The sequence below is a fragment of the Mesorhizobium sp. NZP2298 genome (genome assembly GCF_013170825.1).
Taxonomy (GTDB): Bacteria; Pseudomonadota; Alphaproteobacteria; order Rhizobiales; family Rhizobiaceae; genus Mesorhizobium.
Genome location: NZ_CP033365.1, coordinates 791736 through 812567, shown reverse-complemented (window position 1 = coordinate 812567; position 20832 = coordinate 791736). Strand labels below are relative to the sequence as shown.

General features: G+C 64.2%; 14 protein-coding genes. 9 read left to right on the top strand and 5 right to left on the bottom strand.

The window, feature by feature from the left end:
* The first annotated feature begins 190 nt into the window (after positions 1-190).
* The 5 genes from EB231_RS03765 (at position 191) to EB231_RS03745 (ending at position 10102) form a co-directional block, all read left to right on the top strand.
* Complete coding sequence (locus EB231_RS03765) at positions 191-2446, top strand: hypothetical protein (RefSeq protein WP_172347653.1); 2256 nt, start codon at positions 191-193, stop codon at positions 2444-2446.
* Positions 2447-2456: 10 nt separating this feature from the next.
* The gene (locus EB231_RS03760; RefSeq protein ID WP_172347652.1) at positions 2457-6323 is read left to right on the top strand and encodes a DUF7929 domain-containing protein; all 3867 of its coding nucleotides are present in this window, start codon (positions 2457-2459) and stop codon (positions 6321-6323) included.
* A gap of 220 nt (positions 6324-6543) precedes the next feature.
* The gene (gene rpe / locus EB231_RS03755; protein WP_172347651.1) at positions 6544-7221 is read left to right on the top strand and encodes a ribulose-phosphate 3-epimerase; all 678 of its coding nucleotides are present in this window, start codon (positions 6544-6546) and stop codon (positions 7219-7221) included.
* Between the two features lie 453 nt (positions 7222-7674).
* Entirely contained in the window at positions 7675-8418 is a 744-nt protein-coding gene (locus EB231_RS03750) for a GntR family transcriptional regulator (RefSeq protein ID WP_172352803.1), read from the top strand.
* 169 nt (positions 8419-8587) lie between these two features.
* On the top strand, positions 8588-10102 hold the full coding sequence (locus EB231_RS03745; RefSeq protein WP_172347650.1) for a malonate--CoA ligase: 1515 nt from the start codon (positions 8588-8590) through the stop codon (positions 10100-10102).
* Between the two features lie 19 nt (positions 10103-10121).
* Here EB231_RS03745 and EB231_RS03740 read toward each other — a convergent pair whose 3' ends face one another.
* From EB231_RS03740 to EB231_RS03720, 5 genes are all read right to left on the bottom strand, one after another.
* Complete coding sequence (locus EB231_RS03740) at positions 10122-12185, bottom strand: ABC transporter ATP-binding protein/permease (protein WP_172347649.1); 2064 nt, start codon at positions 12183-12185, stop codon at positions 10122-10124.
* Between the two features lie 128 nt (positions 12186-12313).
* Positions 12314-13486: an N-acetylglucosamine-6-phosphate deacetylase gene (gene nagA, locus EB231_RS03735; protein ID WP_172347648.1), complete on the bottom strand. Its 1173-nt coding sequence runs from the start codon at positions 13484-13486 to the stop codon at positions 12314-12316.
* Positions 13483-14517 (bottom strand): SIS domain-containing protein, encoded by a 1035-nt coding sequence (locus tag EB231_RS03730; RefSeq protein WP_172347647.1) that lies wholly within the window; start codon positions 14515-14517, stop codon positions 13483-13485. Before EB231_RS03730 ends, nagA begins: the two co-directional genes overlap by 4 nt.
* The gene (locus EB231_RS03725) at positions 14514-15296 is read right to left on the bottom strand and encodes a GntR family transcriptional regulator (RefSeq protein ID WP_172347646.1); all 783 of its coding nucleotides are present in this window, start codon (positions 15294-15296) and stop codon (positions 14514-14516) included. Before EB231_RS03725 ends, EB231_RS03730 begins: the two co-directional genes overlap by 4 nt.
* A complete protein-coding gene (locus EB231_RS03720) occupies positions 15293-16174 on the bottom strand; it encodes an N-acetylglucosamine kinase (RefSeq protein WP_172347645.1) in 882 nt (293 codons plus the stop codon). The genes EB231_RS03725 and EB231_RS03720 overlap by 4 nt, the downstream gene beginning before the upstream one ends.
* 198 nt (positions 16175-16372) lie before the next feature.
* Between EB231_RS03720 and EB231_RS03715 the strand changes: the two genes are divergently transcribed.
* From EB231_RS03715 to EB231_RS03700, 4 genes are all read left to right on the top strand, one after another.
* On the top strand, positions 16373-17323 hold the full coding sequence (locus EB231_RS03715) for an N-acetylmuramic acid 6-phosphate etherase (protein ID WP_172347644.1): 951 nt from the start codon (positions 16373-16375) through the stop codon (positions 17321-17323).
* A 117-nt stretch (positions 17324-17440) separates the two neighbouring features.
* A complete protein-coding gene (locus EB231_RS03710) occupies positions 17441-18700 on the top strand; it encodes an ABC transporter substrate-binding protein (protein WP_172347643.1) in 1260 nt (419 codons plus the stop codon).
* Positions 18701-18952: 252 nt separating this feature from the next.
* The gene (locus tag EB231_RS03705) at positions 18953-19936 is read left to right on the top strand and encodes a carbohydrate ABC transporter permease (protein ID WP_172347642.1); all 984 of its coding nucleotides are present in this window, start codon (positions 18953-18955) and stop codon (positions 19934-19936) included.
* Between the two features lie 10 nt (positions 19937-19946).
* Complete coding sequence (locus EB231_RS03700; RefSeq protein ID WP_172347641.1) at positions 19947-20786, top strand: carbohydrate ABC transporter permease; 840 nt, start codon at positions 19947-19949, stop codon at positions 20784-20786.
* Positions 20787-20832 lie beyond the last annotated feature (46 nt).

Below are 20832 nucleotides of genomic sequence, written 5' to 3'. Positions count from 1 at the left end.
CAGGCTTTCAGGACCCATGAAGGCGTTCCGACGAAAGCCCCTGTTCATAAGAAATCCCGTTCGGCACCGGTGTTCCGCCGCCGCACGGCTTGGCGCGTATATAAGAACAGGCAGCATCGGGCGCAAGCATTCTGCGCAAGGCTTCCATGAACCTTTCCACCTCCGTGCGCGACTGACGTCCAGGTGCCGCATGGTGCGGCCCGGAAAGGAAGTCCCCATGACCAGCAACCCAGAGGCTCCGCGGTCTCCGGGAACAACAGGAGCTCGGCGCGACCACCGCCTTCGGGACGGGGTCGACGCGCTGGGCTTTCCGCTGATTCCGTTGACCCTAGGTAAGAGCAGGCGTATCGTAATGAAGAGGAAAGCAGACAATTCGATCAGGGAAGAACGTGCCGGACCGCCGCGCCCTGCTCTGATTTGCGCGGCACAGCCGGAGATTCCTCCCGTAGACTTCGGGGGGAGTTCTATGTCTTGCGATCACGGCCTGTCAGTGTCTTCTCGCGCCAGCCGTTTGCGCCGCCTGATCAAGACAACCGGCGGCGTTCTTGCATTCGCCCTGACCGCCGGCCTTTGGCTCGGCGGTGCCGCCCGAGCGCAGGACACCCAGATCATCTATCCAGGCTCGATGGCGGTCACCGGCTTTCCCGGCACCGTCATCCCCAATTTCGATGAGGGCTTGCCGCCTGGGGTCGATCCGGTCGACGAAACCTTCATCGACACCACGCGCGCCACCTTGCGTGTGTTCGACGTTTCGCATCTCGGCGGGCCGGCCTCGGGCCAGCTCGTCTTCACGCCGCCGCCTTTCGAGGTGACATCAGGCCAGATCGGCGAGGTGTTCGGCCTCACCTATGATGACGGCGTGCGCGATGGTGTCCCGTCGGGCATTCCCAACCTTTATGCCGCAGCGACGTCGCTGCATGGCATCGAGATCGTCACGCCGGACGCCGACAAGGATGGCAGGCCGGAGCGGCAGCGCCGCGGCACGGCAGGCGCGACCTTCATGGATGGCCAGTTCGGCACCGAAAATGGTGGCGGGCCGGGCACCATCTGGAAGATCGACGGTATCACCGGCCAGGTTGCTAAATTCGCCGACATCGACACCAACAGTGGTCCCGGCATCGGCAATATCACTTTCGATCCCAACCACCGCCAGTTCTTCGCCTCCGACCTCGACACCGGCCTGATCCATCGCATCGATGCCAACGGCGCACTGATCGACACCTTCGATCATGGTGTCGCCGGGCGACCGGCGCATGGCCTGGCTCCCGTCGCCGACGACGGCGCGGTGATGGACATACAGGGCGCGGCCTTCGACACCGAGGACCCCGAGACCTGGGGCTACACCCAGGACGAGCGCCGCGTCTGGGCCGTCTCCTATCATGGCGGCCGTCTCTATTACTCGGTCGGCGAAAAGTCGGAGATCTGGTCGGTCGGCATCGCGCGAGACGGCAGCTTTGCCGGCGACCCGCGCTGGGAGCTGACGGTCAAGGCCGACAAGGACTACGCCGTCACCGACATTGCCTTCGACAACAGCGGCTTCATGTACCTCGCCCAGCGCGGCCCGATCGAGAACCGCTACGACTACAGCCGGTTCGCCGATTCCGGCAAGGGCGAGGTCATCCGCTACTTCAGAGAAAATCCCGACGATCCGGCATCGGAATCGGTCTGGGTGGACGCGCCGCAGGAATACGCGGTCGGCTTCCCGCAGGGCAACCGGCAGTCGGCCGGCGGCCTCGACCTGCAATATGGCTATGACGCCGACGGCAATCTCGACACCTCGGTCTGCACCCAGACTTTGGTCAACACCGGCGACAAATTGCGCGACAATCCAACCCTTGCCGAGCAACTCGCCGCCGGCGGGCCGCTTGCCGTGCATGGCGTGCAGATCACGCCCAAGGATCTGGTCAAGCCGGCCAACGTGCCGCCCTTCGGCTCCTGGTTCGTCGATTTCGACGGCTATTTCGAGGATCCCGAGGTGGAAGGCCATGTCGGCGACGTCGCTGTCTGGCACCCATGCGAGGGCCGCGCCGGCTATTATGAAGAAATCCCGGGCGGCTATCTGCCACCCTTCTACCCGCCGGACTTCCCACCGCCCGGCAACCTGCCTCCCTGTCTCGATGTTGAAGATATCAGGTATTACTGCACGCCTTCGGGCCTCGAGGCCGATCTCTATCTCCATGACCATGCCGGCTTTGGCGGCGATTCGATCAAGGCCCAGCCTTCGAATGAGACAAAGTCCAGGTCGCCCGGCGTCGGGGTGACCACACCCATGTCGCATGTGCCGGGCAAGCCCTACACGATCAACATCACCGGCCATTATCCAGGCGACAGAGTGGATGTTGGACTTTGCTTCTACAGGAAGTCCGACAGGGACAAGGGTGGCTACTACCCTTGCTGCAAGATGACCTTGCCGCTCCGCACCCCAGCCGTCAGCTGCGAACGTTGAGGAGGGGAAGATGAACAATCTCGCAATCTCCCCGCTCGCGCGAAACAACTCAGCCGACAAGCAGTCAACTGTCGTGGAGACGATCATGAAACCCCTGTCATACGCCAGGCGCGGCGCGCGCTGGCTGATGGCGGCCGGTATCGCGGTCGCCGTGCTCACCCCTCTCGCAAGCCACGCGGAAGACGCCGCTCCGATCACACCGGAATTGAGGCTCGACCTCGACAATTCGCGCGTCGTCAATCCGAGGCCGGAACGGGTCGTGCCGTTCTTCACCAAGAAAGGCACCCAGCGAGGCTGCGACTATGTTGTCTACTCCCTGAGCTTCGGCCTGCGCGGTGACCCGCGGGGCTTTGCCGATCCGGGCCTTGTGGACTTGCTGAAGAAACTCAAGGTCGAGTTCAAGGACCAGCTTCCGCACGGCCTTTCGATCGTCAACGTCAACCTGTCCGGCGACGGCACGGATGCCTCCGGCGGGCCACTGCCGGCCGCGACGATCGGCAATACGGCGGGTCCCAATGATACGGCAACGGTGTCCGATTTCCGGCTCTCCGCCGCCGATCTCGACGGCGCCGGGGCCGCCAATGAACGCGTCATCAATTTCCAGATCACGGCCAGGATCGACCATGCGGCGTTTCCCTCGCCGACGATCATCGACAATCAGGGCCTGATCAAGGTGAGCAACGGAGCCGGCACCGGGACCATCATCCCGTCGCAGGATCCGAGCAAGCCTGACGATGGCGACTACAAGACCGGCGCGAAGACCTCGATCAAGATCGATGTCAGCAAGTGCAACCCGCCGCCACCACCTCCCGGCAAGGAATGCTTCAAGGTGGAACGCGGCACGGTCGACTGCGTGCCCGGCGGCGGCGCCTTCATCTACCACATGCCGGTCGGCCCGGAGATGGGCGGCAAGTGGGTGCAGGTGTCGACCACCACGCCCGGCATCACCATCATCCCCGATACCCAGCTGGTGCCGGTGGGCGGCGGCGTGCTCAACTGGAAGATCGTCGGCGCATCGCCCGGCGACGTCATCCACCTCATCGTCACCGGCATCGAGACCTATGCCGGCCCGAAGGAGGGCTGGGGCCTGTGCTGCACGCAGACCATCGACATCGTCATCCCGCGCGACCAGCGGTGCCCGCCCAGGGACAAGGAGCCGGACCTCAAGGTCGAGAAACGTGCCGATGTCGCGCGCTGCACCATGGCCGGCGGCTGCGACTTCACCATCAGGGTCACCAATGTCGGCACCGCGCCCTACAACGGCAAGATCGTGCTCGACGAGGTGACGCTGCCGGTCGGCTCGACGTTGAGTTCAGGGCCCAATCCGCCCTGGGTCTGCGTGCCCGGCACTACCCCGATGACGTGCACCTATCCGGTGACCACGCTCAATCCGGGGGCCTTTGTCGACCTCAAGCTCGGCTTCAAGCCGGCCGGCGGCTGGCAAGGCAGTGCGCTGCGCAACTGCGCCGCCTACAACTATGCCGCCAGCGGCAAGCCGTTGTTCGGCAGCCAGTCGAACGACCGTGGCTGCGCCTCGATCCCGATCTGCCGCCGTGGCGATCGTGACCGCGACTGCCAGCCGCCGGTCGAGAAGAAGGTCGACCTGATCCTGAAGAAGCGTGCCCGCACCGAAATCTGCACGGCCGACGGCGTCTGTTTCTTCGTGATCGACATCATCAACAACGGCACATCGACCTATAACGGGCCGTTGACGGTGATCGACAACTATCCCGGCGGCGCGCCGGTCTCCTCGACTTTCGGGCCGAGCCCGCCCTGGACATGTGGCCCGAATGGCCCCGGCCAGTTCCGCTGCGACAATCCCGGCATCGCGCTGCCCGCGGGCGCCTCGACGCCGATCGTCGTCAAGGCGGTCATGCCGGCCGACTACCGGTCGGACACGGTCGAGAACTGCGCCGAGGTGAAGGCCATTCCCGGTGAGGTCGACCTCACCAACAACAAGGCCTGCGCCAAGGAACGCATCCGTCGTCCCAATGGTGGCCAGCCCGGCCTGCGCATCACCAAGGTGTGCAGCGGTTCGCTGGCCGGTGCCGCGGCCGTCTCTTGCCGCATCACCGTCTCCAACGCCGGCACGGCGGCCCCCGCCGGTCCGGTGCGGGTCAACGATGCCGCCACGCTGGTGTCGGGCGGCGCGCCCGTCCAGATCCAGACCGTCACTCCAGACGGCGCGGAATGGACGTGCGGACCGGTTCCGGCCAACACGCTGTCGTGCCAGATTCCCGGTGCCGTCATGACGCCCGGGATCAGCCGCCACTTCGACGTGACGGTCTCGGCCAATGGCGAGTTCGAGAACTGCGCGCGCGGCTCCTATGGGCCGGCGCAAGGCGACGATGTCGTCTACCCGATTGGCCAGGCCTGCGCCAAGGGCGGTGGCTCCTCGACCATCCGTGTCGAGAAGACCGGCGATCGCGAATGCCGGCTCGGCCAGCCCTGCTCGTTCGACATCACCATATCCAATGACGGGACGAGCCCGTTCTCCGGCCCGGTTCGCATCGGCGATGCGATCGGCGTGGAAGGGCTCGGCCGGCTGGACGGCGTTGCGATCACCTCGATCGACCCGCCCTTCGGCTGCTCGCCCGAACCGGCAAGCCTGCCTCTGTCCTGCATAGCCAACCTGACGCTTGGTGCCGGCGAAAGCCAGTCGCATCATGTCACCGTGGTCATTCCCGACGACGGGCGCCTTGCCAATCTGCAGGGCAACGTCAATGGCCAGAACTGCGTTGGTGTCCTGTCTCCCGACACGCGGGTCCAGGGCGGCGACGTGCTGTCCAAGGATGCGACCAATGTGCAGGGCGATCGCGGCAAGGCCTATGCCTGCCACCCCTTCACCATCACGCATGAGGTGAAGAACCAGTGCTCGCCGGGCTTCGTCATGAACGACGCCGGCCGCTGCGTCTGCCCGGAAGGCACCACCTTCCGCAACGGCCAGTGCACCGGCGGCGGCACCAACATTCTGCCGACACCACCGCCGCCACCGAAGCGCTGCGTGCTGCTCGAAGGCCAGATCCGCACCGAGGACGGGCGCTGCGTCTGCCCGCGCGGCACGGCGCTGGAAAACGGCGCCTGCGTCAGGACCGACAGGCCCGAGCAGTGCACCATTCGTGGCCAGGTCCACGATGCCGATGGCGACTGCGTCTGCCCGCAAGGTACCGAAGTGCGCAACGGCGCCTGCCGCCCGATCCGGCCGAAGCCCGAGCAGTGCACCATCCGTGGCCAGATCCACGATGCCAATGGCGATTGCGTCTGTCCGCAAGGCACGGAGGTGCGCAACGGCGCCTGCCGTCCGGTCCGGCCGAAGCCTCAGCAGTGCCGCATCCCCGGCCAGATCCGCAATGCCGATGGCGATTGCGTCTGTCCGCAAGGCACGGAGGTGCGCAACGGCGCTTGCCGTCCGGTCCGGCCGAAGCCCGACCAGTGCACCATCCGGGGTCAGGTGCACGATGCCAACGGCGATTGCGTCTGCCCGCGGGGTACCGAGGTGCAAGGCAATGCCTGCCGGCGCAAACAGCCGCAGGTGGAGCAGTGCGACATACGCGGCCAGGTCCACAACAAGCGCGGCGAGTGCGTCTGTCCGCGGGGGACCGAGGTGATCGACGGCGCATGCCGCAAATCCAGGCAACAGACGGAATGCGCACCGGGCTCGCAGATGATCAATGGCCAGTGCCAACCGATCTTCAAGAGGCGCTGTCCGGAAGGCACGGTTGGACGCTATCCCAACTGCCGACCGATGCGCGGGCAGCCGTCACTGGAGCTCAACCCGGGCCTGCTGTTGCAGCAGGTCCTGCCACGGCGCCTGCCGCAGGCTGAACAGCAGCAGGATCCGGCACCAAACAGGATCCTGAAGCTCCAGCAGCAGTAGCCGTCCGCTCGACGCCAGACCTGGGACCCGCCGGAGCAATCCGGCGGGTTCTTCGTCATGTCCCGGCAAGCGGAATTTGGCTGGGCGGGATCGGAGACGCCGCAACGCCGTCCAAGCCTGTGGAGCCCACGCGCCTGCACCCTCGACAAGTCACCCGCCGGGCATTAGGCAGTCGATCCAGGGTGAACGGTATGAAAAGGACGCCCGGAAAGGCCGCGAGATGAGCAAGAAGACCTTGATCGCACCATCGGTGCTGGCTTCGGACTTTTCGAAGCTTGGCGACGAGGTCGAAGCCGTCGCGGCTGCTGGTGCCGACTGGATCCATCTCGATGTCATGGATGGCCATTTCGTCCCCAACATCACCTTCGGTCCGCCGGTGATCAAGGCGATCCGCAACCGCACCAAGGCTTTTTTCGACTGCCATCTGATGATCGCGCCGGCCGATCCCTATCTCGCCGCCTTCGCCGAGGCCGGCTGTGACGGCATGACGGTGCATGCGGAGGCCGGGCCGCATCTCGACCGCTCGTTGCAGACCATCAGGAACCTCGGCAAGAAGGCCGGCGTATCGCTCAATCCGGCGACGCCGGAAACGATGATCGAATATGTGCTCGACCGACTCGACCTGATCCTGATCATGACCGTCAATCCGGGGTTCGGCGGCCAGGCCTTCATCCCGGGGATCGTCGAGAAGGTGAGAAGGGTCAAGGCGCTGATCGGCGACCGGCCGATCCGCATCGAGATCGATGGCGGCGTTTCGCCCGAAACGGCCCCTTTGGTCACATCAGCCGGGGCCGATGTGCTGGTGGCCGGTGCGGCGATCTTCAAGGGCGGCAGCGTCGAGGCGTACCGTGCCAACATCGAGGCGATCAGGACAGCGGCCGACAACGCCGCCGGCTAGGGCGGTTGGCCGTTTCGAGGAAACGGTGAACCGCTCTGAATTGCTCGAACGCACCGCGATCATCCCGCTTCGAATCCAACAGGCTGGCTGTCTGACAGCCGTTGAGCGGATACGGTTCTCCAGGAGCCCGCTTCCGTCCGAATCAGATCGGCACAGGAGGTATGAGCCGGCCGAGCCGTGCGTTATTTTGCGCGCGACAGAAAAGATGCTCGCACGGGCACACAAGAAACAGATGATTCTGCGTGCATACAAAACATGTTAAGTTTCCATTGGTTGTAGAGGCGCGCGAATTCCCCCGATCAGGCGGCGGATAACGTCATATTCCTTCGTGCTTAAGTACAAGGATGGCATCTCGTGCTTGAGCCTCTTGACGAAGGCACTGTAGGGTACATGTACGAAGGATTCTTTTCGGACTCGAATTGCCCAGAGAGAAATGGGGACAAGGAGTCGAATTTGACATACGGCGCTGCCAACCTGAACGACGACGGCACAGGATCCAAGAGTACGCTTGCCAGTACGGTCTATCATCAATTGCGGGATGATCTTCTTGGCGGCGCTCTGGAAGCCGAAAGCAAGCTGCGGGTCGAGTGGGTTGTTTCCAAGTATGGCGCCGGTGCCTCCCCTGTCCGTGAAGCCCTTAATCGCCTTGCCTCCGAGGGACTCCTTGGCCGTCACGATCAGCGTGGCTTTTTCATCATGCCGGTCAGTGCGACGGAGCTCGAGGAGCTGACGCGCACCCGCTGCTGGCTCGAGGAACGCGCGCTTCGCGAATCCATTGCGCACCGCACCACCGAGTGGGAAGAACAACTGGTGCTGGCGCTGCATCGCCTGGACCGCGCCTCGCGACGTTCGCCGCAACATCTCTCGTCGCTCGATCCGGACTGGGAGAAATTGCACCGCACCTTCCACCGTGTGCTGATCTCGGCCTGCCGGTCGCACTGGCTGGTGGGTTTCTGCGATCAGCTTTCCGATCACGCCTATCGCTATCGGCAAATGGCCAATGACGGCGAGAACATCCAGCGCGACGATTTCGGGGAACACCGGCGGATTGCCGAATACGCGCTGGACGGCAATGCCGACGGCGCCGTCCAGGCATTGATCGATCATTACCAGCTGACCGCTTCCATATGCATGGAGCGCTTCAAGCAAGGCGAAGTCTCAAAAGCCGCCGCTTCGGCCGAACGCGCTCGGCGGTAACGATCATTTCCTTTTGCCAGAGCTTGTTGCCATCGTTCGCGGCTTTTTCGGCCGATGTGACGCGCCGGACCGCCGTTTGCGGTCTTGACGACATGGTCCGGAAACGCGAACTCTGCGCGCCCCAAGGGCATTGCCGGCGCCGCCATTGCCATCACAGCAGGAAAATTTCATGAGCAATCATCTGTTCGACGCGTTCCGGTCCCGGATGCCGGCGCCCGGGCGCCTGTTGATGGAAACCGATGATGGGCGCTCGCTCAGCTATGGCGACATGCTGGCGCGGTCGGCGCAGCTCGCGCACGCGCTCCTGCAATTGCATGTCGAGCCCGGCGACCGGATCGCCGTCCAGGTCGAAAAGAGCCCGGAGGCGGTGCTGCTCTATCTCGCCTGCGTGCGCGCTGGTGCCGTCTTCCTGCCCCTCAACACGGCCTACACGCCGACCGAGCTTGGATATTTCTTCGAGGATGCAACGCCTCGGGTCATTGTCTGCGATCCGGCGAAATCGGCGGATATCGAGCGGATGGTCGCACCATCCGGTGCCGTCGTGGTCACGCTCGACCGCAATGGCCGGGGATCGCTGACGGACCAGGCATCGCGGCAATCCTCCGATTTCCATGATGTCGAGCGCGGCGAGGATGATCTCGCGGCAATCCTCTACACGTCGGGAACGACCGGCCGCTCGAAAGGCGCCATGCTCAGCCATGGGAACCTGGCATCGAATGCGCGCGTGCTGGTCGACCAATGGCGCTTCACATCAGGCGATGTGCTGATCCATGCGCTGCCGATCTTCCATACTCATGGCCTGTTCGTCGCCACCAACGTCATCCTGATGGCCGGCGCCTCGATGCTGTTCGAGCAGAAATTCGATCCGGCCCGCATCATCTCGCTGCTGCCGCGCGCCACGGCGCTGATGGGCGTGCCGACCTTCTATACCAGGCTGCTGCAGCAGGACGGGCTGGACCGCGAGGCGGCGAGGAACATCCGCCTGTTCGTGTCCGGCTCGGCGCCGCTGCTGGCCGAGACGCACAAGGCCTGGCGCGAGCGCACCGGCCACGCCATCCTCGAGCGCTACGGCATGACCGAGACCAACATGAACACGTCCAACCCCTATGAGGGCGAGCGCCGCGCCGGCACGGTCGGCTTCCCGCTGCCTGGCGTGTCGCTTCGCATCACCGATCCCGATAGCGGCAAGCCGCTGGCCCAGGGCGAGATCGGCATGATCGAGGTCAAGGGTCCGAACGTTTTTGGCGGCTACTGGCGCATGCCGGAAAAGACCAAGGCGGAATTCCGCGCCGACGGCTTCTTCATCACGGGCGATCTCGGCATGGTCGACGCCGACGGTTATGTCCATATCGTCGGCCGCGGCAAGGACCTGATCATCTCGGGCGGCTACAACATCTATCCGAAGGAGCTCGAAAGCGAGATCGACGCGCTTGATGGAGTGAACGAAAGCGCCGTCATCGGCGTCGCCCATCCGGATTTCGGCGAAGGTGTCACGGCGGTCGTCGTGCGGGCGCCGGCATCGCGGATCACCGGTGCCGAAATTCTCAGTGCCATCGCCGGGCGCCTGGCCAGGTACAAGCACCCGAAACAGGTGATCTTCGTCGACGAATTGCCGCGCAACACCATGGGCAAAGTGCAGAAGAACCTGCTGCGCGAGACATACAAGGATCTCTATGCGTCCTAGGTGGCGGGGGGGCGCACCGTTACTTCGTCTTGCGCGGCTTTTCGGTCGTCGTGCCCGAGCCCCACAAGGCGCGCGTGAGCAGGCCGCGTTTGCGGTTGCGCGGCACGAGGTCGATATCCCTGACAAGTTTCGCGCCGCCCTTGTGCCGCTCGAGCGTGATCTTGCGGGTGTGAAAGGCTTCCAGTTCGGTGCGGTGCGCAACGCTGACGATGGTGACCTCGGGCAATTCGCGGATCACCGTTTCCATCATCTGGTCCTGGCTCTTTTCGTCCAGCGCCGAGGTCGCCTCGTCCAGCACGACGATGTCCGGGCGGTGCAGCAATAGGCGCGCGAAGGCGACCCGCTGCTTTTCTCCGCCCGACAAGGTCTGGTCCCAGGGCGCTTCATCCTTGATCCGGCCGGCGAGGTGGCTGAGGCCGACCTTGTCGAGGGCGGCCTTGATCTGGTCGAGCTTCCAGTTGTTGGCCGCCGCGGGATAGGCGACCACCCGGCGCAACGTGCCAGAAGGGATGTAGGGCCGCTGCGGCAGCATGAACAATTGCTTGTCGGGATGGAAATTGACGCCGCCGCTTCCCCATGGCCAGAGGCCGGCGATCGCCCGAACCAGCGTCGACTTGCCCGAGCCGGATTCGCCGGACACAAGCACCCGCTCGCCCGATTCGACCACGACCTCCGTTTCCTTGACCACGGACGTGCCGTCGTCGAGCGTCACGGACAGATCGTCGAGCGAAAGCATCGCGTCGCCCTTGGTCTCGCCATGCTGGATGCGGCCGAGCTCGTCGCTCTGCTCGGCGCGCTCCAGCCCGTCGAGCGACATCATCAGCGAAGCGATACGCCGTGCGGAGGCGTTCCAGTCGGCCAGGCGCGGATAATTGTCGACCAGCCATCCGAAGGCGCCCTGCACGATGGCGAAGGCGGAGGCGGCCTGCATGACCTGGCCGAGCGACATCGACCCTTCGAGAAACTTTGGCGCACACAGCAGTACCGGCACGACAGGCGCGAACAGGCTGGAGCCCTGCGAAACCACCGCCGTGCGCATGTGCTGGCCGGTCAGTTGCGCCCAACGCTTCAGCACGCCGGCAAAGGTCTTGTCGATACCGCTGCGTTCCTCATCCTCACCGCCCAGCAAGGCGATGCTTTCGCCGTTTTCGCGCACGCGCGTCAGCACGTAGCGGAATTCGGCTTCCGCCTGGTTCTTCTCCTCCGACAGCCGCACGAAATCGCGGCCGATCAGGAACATCGATGTGGAGGTGATCGCGGCATAGATTACCGCGGTAATGACGAGGAATCCGGGCACGGTGATGGTCGAGCCCCCCAGAGTGACGCTCAAGGCCCCGCCGATCGTCCACAGCACCACAATGAAGGTCGAGGCTGACAAAAAAGCGGAAATGACCCCGGCGACGAAATCGACGGGGGACTCCGTGGCGACACGCAAATCTTCCGAGAGGCGGGCCTCGGGGTTCTGGTGGTCGCCCTTGACCAGATTCAGCTGGTAATAGCGGCCATTGGCGAGCCAGCGCGCTATCACCGAGGTGGTCAGCCAGGAGCGCCATCGGCGTTGCATGGTCATGCGCAGGTAGACCTGTGCGACGACGAGGCTCATGCTGCCGATCACGAGCGGCACGAACACGGCGCTGAGGAAATACACTGTGTGGGCGTCGCGCTTCTCGATGGCGTCGAATATGGCGCGGTTCCAGACATTGATTCCGTACTGGAAGCCGACATTGATCCCGATCAGGATCAACAGCCCGATCGTCAACGGCCAGCCGAGCTTGTCGCCGTGCCGTCCCCAATAGCCGCGCCCGCTGATCCAGAACCGCTTCAGCAGGTACTTCTTGCGCGCCTCTTCGGCTTGCTTGGGCGTCAGCTCCGGATCGGGTTCGACGGCCTCCGGCGGTGGTGTTTCGTCGACGATCTCGGACGCTGCGGCTTCGACGGTCGACGTGTTCTTCTCGCGTGGCTTCTTTTTGCGTGGAGCCTCGTCGTGCGACCCCTCGTCACGCGGTTTTTGTCGTGGCGGCTTTCCTCGACGCGGCTTCGGGGTGCCGTCGGGCGGTGTTGATTTGGGTTTCGCCTCGGACATGCGCTCCGACAACGACCTCGAAATCAAAAAGTTTCATGACATCAGCCTCAGCGGACGAATTCCCGATGGCAAGCCCGACGACGCCTGCTCTGGCGACGACACAATCGATTGTCTGCATGGCTTCGCTCTCAGCGTGGAGCGCCCGCCTCGAACACCTTGTCGCCGCCGATCCAGACGCGTTCTATGCCAAGATCGTCCGACAGCGCAACGACATCCGCCGCCGTGCCGTTGGCAAGTCGGCCAAGCCGATGCGACTGGCCGATCGCCTGTGCCGGGTAGAGCGAGGCCATGCGCAAGGCTTCCGTGAGTTCGACGCCGACGACGCCGTGCATGAACCGGATCGCCGAGATCATGTCGAGGTCGGCGCCCGCCAGCGTCCCGTCGGCAAGTCGGAGACTCCCGTCCTTGCGGTAGATGGTGCGGCCGTTGAGTGTGAACGAGGTCATGTCGGTGCCGATCGTCGCCATGGCGTCGGTGACCAGCACGATCTTGCCCGGTCCCTGCTTGGCATCGAGCGCGATCCGGATTGTCGCGGGATGAACGTGGATACCGTCGGCGATGAGCCCGGCGGACAAGGTACCGACATCGATCGCCGTGCCCGCCAGTCCAGGCTCGCGGTTGCCGATCTGGCTCATGGCGTTGAACAGGTGGGTGACCACGCTGGCGCCCGCTTCGGCGAAGGTTTTTGCCTTGAGATAGCTGGTATCCGAATGGCCGAGGCTGACGACGACGCCGGCCTTCGCCAATGCGGCGACCCGCGCCGGTTCGACGGATTCTGGCGCGATCGTGGTGAGCAGCACCGGTAGCTTTTGCCGCGCCGCGATCAGCATCGCCTGGTCGGCGTCCGTCATCGGTCGGATCAGCGCCGGATCATGCGCGCCCTTGCGCGCGATCGACAGATGCGGGCCCTCGAGATGCAGGCCGAGGAAACCGGGTACTTTCTGCAGCGCTGCTGCTTCGCCGGCAGCGATGGCGGCAGCGGTAATCGCGGGCGTGTCGGTGATCAGCGTCGCCAGCAGCGCCGTCGTGCCGAACGGCGCGTGCGCCCGGCAGATGGTTTCGATCGAGACGACATCGGGGTGGTCGTTGAGCATGACGCCGCCGCCGCCATTGACCTGGATGTCGACAAAGCCCGGCACCAGCATGCCGCCGCCGGCGTCGACGACACGGACGCCTGGGGGCAGGGCACCTTGGCGCACTATGGCCTCGACAAGACCGTCGCGCACGACGAGCGCCGAGCCTTCGTGCCAGTTGTCGCCGTCGAAAATGCGGGCGCCGGTCAGGGCAAAACGGTCGCTCATACGGTCTCCGTCACCTTGCGAAGGTTGCGCGGCGTGTCGGGATCGAGGCCGCGGTGGCGCGCGAAAGCCTCGACGAACACGTAGAACGAGACGATCAGCGTCAGCGGATCAGTCAGCGGGTGTCCGGTGGCGACATGCGGCAGGCGCGTGGCGCGGTTGGCAAGCGCTGATGTGACGAACACCGGTGCCCCCTTGGCCGCCAGGCCGTCGGCCGCCTCAGCGATGGAGGGTTCTGACGCATCGCGCGCGGCCAGCGCCAGCACCGGAAAGTCGGGGCCGATCAGCGCCAGCGGGCCGTGCATGACTTCGGCCGCACTATAGGCCTCGGCATGCATGCCGCAGGTCTCCTTGAATTTCAGCGCCGCCTCGTTGGCCATCGCCGCCGACGGTCCTCGGCCGAGGATGAACAGCGACTTCTGCTTCTCGATGGTCTCGGCCAGCACGCTCATCCAGTCGCAGGCGATCGCCTTGCCGAAATGCTCGGGCAAGCCGGCAAGTGCCTTGAGAAGCGCCTCGTCGCCGGTGGAATGCGCCATCAAGGCGAGACCTGCGACAGCGGAATTGACGAAGGTCTTGGTTGCCGCGACGCTGCGTTCTGGGCCGGCCAGGATGTCGATTGCATAGTCCGAGGCCCGCGCCAGCGGCGACTCGGCGGTGTTGGTGACGGCGATGGTCAGCGCGCCGCCGGCGCGTGCGGTTTCGGCCATGGCGACGATGTCGGGGCTCATGCCTGACTGCGAGATCGCCAGGCAGGCCGAGCCGCCGAGCCGCAGCTTGCGGCCGTAGATGGAGGCGATGGACGGCCCAACCGAGGCGACGGCAAGGCCTGCGGTCAGTTCGACGGCATATTTCATGAAGGTTGCGGCATGGTCGGACGAACCGCGCGCCACGGTGACGACAAAATGCGGGTCGCGTTCCCGGATGCCGCGCCCGGCCTCGGCGAGCATGGCGCCGGAGCCATCGAGCAGGCGGGCGACGGCCTGCGGGATCTCCTCGATCTCGCGCTGCATATGTGTGGTGTTGGAGATCATGGTCGGCCCTCTTCGCTCGGCCCTGTCAGCCGCAGTTCGGCGACGAAATCATAGGCGTCGCCCCTGTAGATGGAGCGGGTGAACTCGATCACCTTGCCGCTCGCCAGATAGGAAATGCGTTCGATATGCAGGCCGGCGACACCCGGCGGCACTTCCAGCAGGCGCGCATCGCCGTCGCCGAGATTGGCGGCCGAGATGCGTTGCACCGCCCGAACCGGGCGATTGCCGGTCAGTTGCAGCGCCGCGTAGAGCGAGGAGCCGATGCCCGCCGGATCGGGCAGCACGCTGGCCGACAACGAGGCGCGTTCGATCGCCAGTGGCGTGTCGTTGGCGATGCGCAGGCGCGCCACGCGCGCCACCAGTTCGCTCGACGACAGGCCGAGCACCATCATCTCGTCGGGCGAGGGCGCATAGAGGCCGCGGTCGAGCCAGGCCGAGCGCACCGCCATGCCGCGCCGCGCCATGTCCTCCGTGAAGGAGGTCAGCCGCGACAGCGATTGCTCGACACGCTCCATGCGTGGCGCCACGAAAGTGCCGGAGCCATGGCGTTGCACCAGGATGCCGCCCTTGACCAGATCCTGCACCGCCTTGCGCACGGTGACGCGCGAGATGTCGGCCTTGGTGGCGATGTCGCGCTCGGAGGGCAGCGCGTCGCCGGGTCCGATCAGGCCACGGTTGACCGCGTCCTCGATGCTTTTCCTGAGCTGCAGATAGAGCGGCGCGCCGCTTTGCGACGATTGTTTCAGCGTGGCGAAAATCTGGTCGGCGGCATCGCTCATCGGGCCGCCTCCGCGTGTCCGGCGAACAGACGCACCGCCATCTGCACCGCGCCACCCAGCGCATCGTCGAGCGGTGGCTTGAGCAATGCCCGATAACGTGGCGACAGCCGTGGCGCGTAGAGCGGCGCCAGCCCGCCGAGCAGGCAAAGCGGGGCGTCATCGGAGAGGCCGAGCGCGCCGAGCGAAGCCTCGACATCGCCGACCGCCTTGTCGACGATCCAGTTGGCAACGGCATCGCCCTTCTCGGCGTGCTCGAACACTTTGGGCGCGAAGCCGCCGAAATCGCCGGGCTTGGCATTGGTGGTGAATTCCACCACGTCCTCGGGATTGTTGCGGAAGATGGCCATCATCGCGTCGGTCAGTGGCGAGCGCGCGCGCACGCCGTCATGGGCAAGCAGCGTCTGTTCGAGCAGATCGCGGCCGATGCGGGCACCGCTGCCCTGGTCGCCGACCTGGAATCCCCAGCCGCCGATCGCCCGTGACTTGCCGCCCTTGCGGGCCATATAGGCGGTGCCGGTGCCGAGGATAGCCATGGCGCCGTCGCCCGAGCCCACCGCCCCTTCAAGCGCGATTTCGGCGTCGGTCTCGACGCGGCTGGTGCTGAACGGCAGGATCGCTTCGAGCTGCTGCCGGTAGGTGCCGACATTGGCGCCGGCAAGGCCGAGAATGGCCGGTGTTTGAGGGATCAGCTCGGGATCCTGCCCGGCGGCGATGAAAGCCTGCCGCGCGGCGTCGACGATGTTCGACCGCGCCCCGGTGAGGTCGGTGCGAATATTGGCGGCACCACTTTTGGCGCGGCCGACGACCGTACCGTCCGCTGTTGCAAGGGCGGCCCTGCAGCTGGTGCCGCCGCCATCGATACCGAGCACGAAATTCACGCGATTTCTCCTCCGAACCGATAATACCAATAAAATACCAATAGCCAAGACTTAATTTCCGTTTCAAAAAGATTAAGCTGTATTTTATTGAAAAATCTGCACATTTCGTCGGCTCAGCGATTTCGTGTCCGCGAATTCGTTAATGCGTGTGGACAAGTGGTATTTTTTTGGTATTGTTCTGGTATTGGAGGAACACGGATGGCTGAAACGCGCACCGAAGCGCTTCACAGGAATGCCGAGGGGCTGGATATCCAGGCTCCGGAAGTCATCCTTGTTTCGCTGGCCGATGCGCAGATCGAAGCCGCGAAAGCCGTCCGCAACGCCATTCCCGCCATAGCCAAGGCAGCCGAGATCATTGCAGGCCGATTGAGTGGCGGCGGCAAGCTTGCCTATGCCGCGGCCGGCAGTTCCGGCCTGATGGCGCTGGCCGATGCGTTGGAACTGCCGGGCACTTTCGGCATCCCGCGCGACCGCATCGCCATCCTGGTCGCCGGTGGCGACGAAGCTTTCAGGACGCTGGCGGGCGGCCCCGAGGATGATGTCGAGGAGGCCGCGGCGGCTGTCGCCAATGCCGGCATCGGCGCGGGCGATTGCCTGATCGCGCTTTCCGCCAGCGGCACCACACCCTATGCGGTGCGCGCCATCGAAGAAGCCGCCCGTCGTGGCGCGGCCACCATCGGCATCGCCAACAACCGGGACTCGGCCCTGCTTCGCCAAGCCGAAACCGCAATCCTGCTCGAGACGCCGCCGGAAGTGATCGCCGGCTCGACGCGTATGGGCGCCGGTACCGCCCAGAAGATCGCGCTCAACATGCTGTCGACCCTGACCGCCGTCCATCTTGGCCATGTCCATGACGGCTACATGGTCAATCTGATGGCTGACAACATCAAGCTGCGCGACCGCGCCGCGCGCATCGTCGCCGCCATCAGCGGGCGCGGCAAGGACGAAGCGGCCGGGCTGCTCGAGAAAAGCGGCGGCGCGGTCAAGATCGCAATTCTGCTCGCCGCCGGCGCCGACAGCGCCGCCGCGGCGCGGAAGATACTGGAAGAGGCTGGCCAGAAACTGCGGCCGGCCCTTTCCGCGCTGGGGCATGATCCCGAAAAGTGGAAACCGCTTTCCGGAAAAGATCACGCTCGAACAGAGAAATAGAGCCTGTTTGATCCCGATTTCCATCGGGGTGAAACGGGCTTGCGAGGGGAGCAAGGGGTCAAAAGCCCCTGTTCTCATCAAAACCGAACCTGAAAAAGGTCAACAGGGAGACTGAGCATGACAACGAAATTACTGACGGCACTGCTTCTGGGCACCAGCATTCTCGGCTCCGCCGGGTTGGCTCACGCCGAGGACGTAACGCTCAACATCGAAAGCTGGCGCGGCGATGACTTGTCCATCTGGAAGGACAAGCTGATCCCCGCCTTCGAAGCCAAGAACCCCGGCATCAAGGTGGTGTTCGCACCATCGGCTCCGACCGAATATGACGCGGCGCTCGGCGCCAAGCTCGCCGCCGGATCGGCCGGCGACCTGATCACCTGCCGCCCGTTCGACAAGTCGCTCGAACTGTTCAAGAAGGGCAACCTCGCCGACCTCAGCGCGCTGCCCGGCATGGAAAACTTCTCGCCGGTGGCCAAGTCCGCCTGGCAGACCGACGACGGCAAGGCGAGCTTCTGCGTGCCGATGGCCTCGGTCATCCATGGCTTCATCTACAACAAGGATGCCTTCGACAAGCTCGGCATCAAGGTGCCGCAGACCCGCGACGAGTTCTTCGCGGCGCTTGACAAGATCAAGGCCGACGGCACCTACATCCCGATGGCGATGGGCACCAAGGATCTCTGGGAAGCCGCGACCATGGGCTACCAGAACATCGGCCCCAATTACTGGAAGGGCGAGGACGGCCGCGCGGCGCTGATCAAGGGCACGCAGAAGCTGACCGACAAGGATTGGGTCGCACCCTTCGAGGAACTGGCCAAGTGGAAGCCCTATCTGGGCGACGGCTTCGAGGCGCAGACCTATCCGGACAGCCAGAACCTGTTCACGCTCGGCCGCGCCGCCATCTACCCGGCCGGCTCGTGGGAGATCGGCCTGTTCAACACCCAGGCCCAGTTCAAGATGGGCGCCTTCCCGCCGCCGGTCGAGAAGGCCGGTGACACCTGCTACATCTCCGACCATACCGATATCGGCATGGGCCTGAATGCGGCTTCCAAGCATGCGGACGCGGCCAAGACCTTCCTGTCCTGGGTGGCCTCGCCGGATTTCGCCACCATCTACGCCAACGCGCTGCCGGGCTTCTTCAGCCTGAACTCCTCGCCGGTGAAGATGGAAGACCCGCTGGCGCAGGAATTCGTTTCCTGGCGCGGCAAGTGCAAGTCGACGATCCGCTCGACCTACCAGATCCTGTCGCGCGGCACGCCGAACCTCGAGAACGAGACCTGGGTTGAATCGGCCAACGTCATCAACGGCACCGACACCCCTGAAGCCGCGGCCAAGAAGCTGCAGACCGGTCTCGACAGCTGGTACAAGCCAGCAAAGTAAGAGCTCAGGCAACGGAGCCGGCCGGGCGCATGCCTGGCCGGTTCCGAATACCCGGTTTTCACAAGTGCATCCGTCAGATAGCGATTGTCGGCACCGCCTCGCGGCCTTACCCTTGCTGGTCTTGGGGAAGGCTAGCTGATCAGTCGCAGGCCTTTGTTCTTGCCGTACCGGGCAAGGATTTCTGGGCCGTGCATCGAGGCATCATCTAGCATCAACATCGTCTGGAACCGAGAGACGGCGGGGACCGAACTCATGGCCGCAGAAATACGACCGAAAAGACCGTTTCGCTGGCACATCGCCGTCTTCCTGGCGCCGGCCGTGCTCGTCTACACGGCGATAATGATCCTGCCGCTCGCCGGCACGCTGCAGCTGTCGCTGTTCCGCAACATCGAGCAGCACCAGATCTTCGTCGGGCTGGACAATTTCCGCACCTTGTTCGGCGACCCCAACTGGTCGGTGAATTTCTGGAATGCGCTGCGCAACAACGTCTGGTTCTTCATCATCCACATGCTGGTGCAGAATCCGATCGGCGTCATGCTGGCAGCACTTTTGTCCAGCCCGAAGCTCAGGTTCTCGGCCTTCTACCGCACGGCCATCTTCGTTCCGACCATCCTGTCCTTCGTCATCGTCGGCTTCGCCTGGAAGCTGATCCTGTCGCAAATTTGGGGTGTCATACCCAGCTTGATCGGCATTTTTAATTGTCAGATTCCGCGTCTGATCGGCGCCTACATTTTTACGTTCGGCCAGACTTGTGCGCCGATCAAGATGTTGCCTCTCCTTGGGAAAGAGGAATACGCGCTAACCACACTTAGCCTGATCTCGGTCTGGCAGTTCGTCGGCATCCCGATGATGCTGATCTACGCCGCCTTGCTGTCGATTCCCGACGAGGTCATAGAGGCGGCCGAATGCGACGGCATCACCGGCCTGTCGCAGTTCTGGAAGATCAAGCTGCCGTTGATCCTGCCGTCGATCGGCATCATCTCGATCCTCACCTTCGTCGGCAATTTCAACGCCTTCGACCTGATCTACACCGCGCAAGGGGCGCTCGCCGGGCCGAACTATTCGACCGATATTCTCGGCACCTTCCTCTACCGCGCCTTCTTCGGCTTCCAGTTGCAGGTCGGCGACCCCAATATGGGCGCGGCGATCGCCACGATGATGTTCCTGATCATCCTCGGCGGCGTCTGCGTCTACCTCTTCCTCGTCCAGACGCGCCTGCGTCGCTACCAGTTCTGAGGGCCAGGAGATGAGCACCGCCACCCGTTCGCTGCCCCGCACCATCGGCGCCCACGCGATCCTTTTGACCTACACGGCGATCGCGCTGTTTCCTGTGATCCTGGTGATCATGAATTCGTTCAAGTCCCGCGCCGGCATCTTCGGCGCGCCGCTGACGCCGCCGACGCCGAAAACCTTCGACCTGGTCGGCTACACCACCGTCATCGGTCAGGGCGACTTCATCCACTATTTCCAGAACAGCCTCGTCGTCACCGTCGCCTCGCTGTTCTTCGTGCTTCTATTCGGCGCCATGGCAGCCTTCGCCCTGTCGGAATACCGCTTCCGCGGCAATTCGCTGATGGGGCTCTATCTCGCTCTCGGCATCATGATCCCGATCCGGCTCGGCACCGTCGCCATCCTGCAATTGATGGTGGCGAGCGGGCTGGTCAATACGCTGACCGCGCTGATCCTGGTCTACACCGCGCAAGGCCTGCCACTCGCTGTCTTCATCCTGTCGGAATTCATGAAGCAGGTCTCCGACGACCTCAAGAATGCCGGCCGTATCGACGGCCTGTCCGAATACACCATCTTCTTCCGCCTGGTGCTGCCGCTGGTACGGCCGTCCATGGCGACCGTCGCCGTCTTCACCATGATCCCGATCTGGAACGATCTGTGGTTCCCGCTGATCCTGGCGCCGTCGGAGGAGACCAAGACGGTGACGCTCGGCGCGCAGCTCTTCCTCGGCCAGTTCGTCACCAACTGGAACGCCATCCTGGCCGCGCTCTCGCTGGCGATCATGCCGGTGCTGATCCTCTACGTCATCTTCTCGCGTCAGCTGATCCGCGGCATCACGTCGGGAGCCGTCAAGTGAGCGGAGCTCTGCAAGTCTCTGCTGGGGGGACACCCTTTCAAGAAGA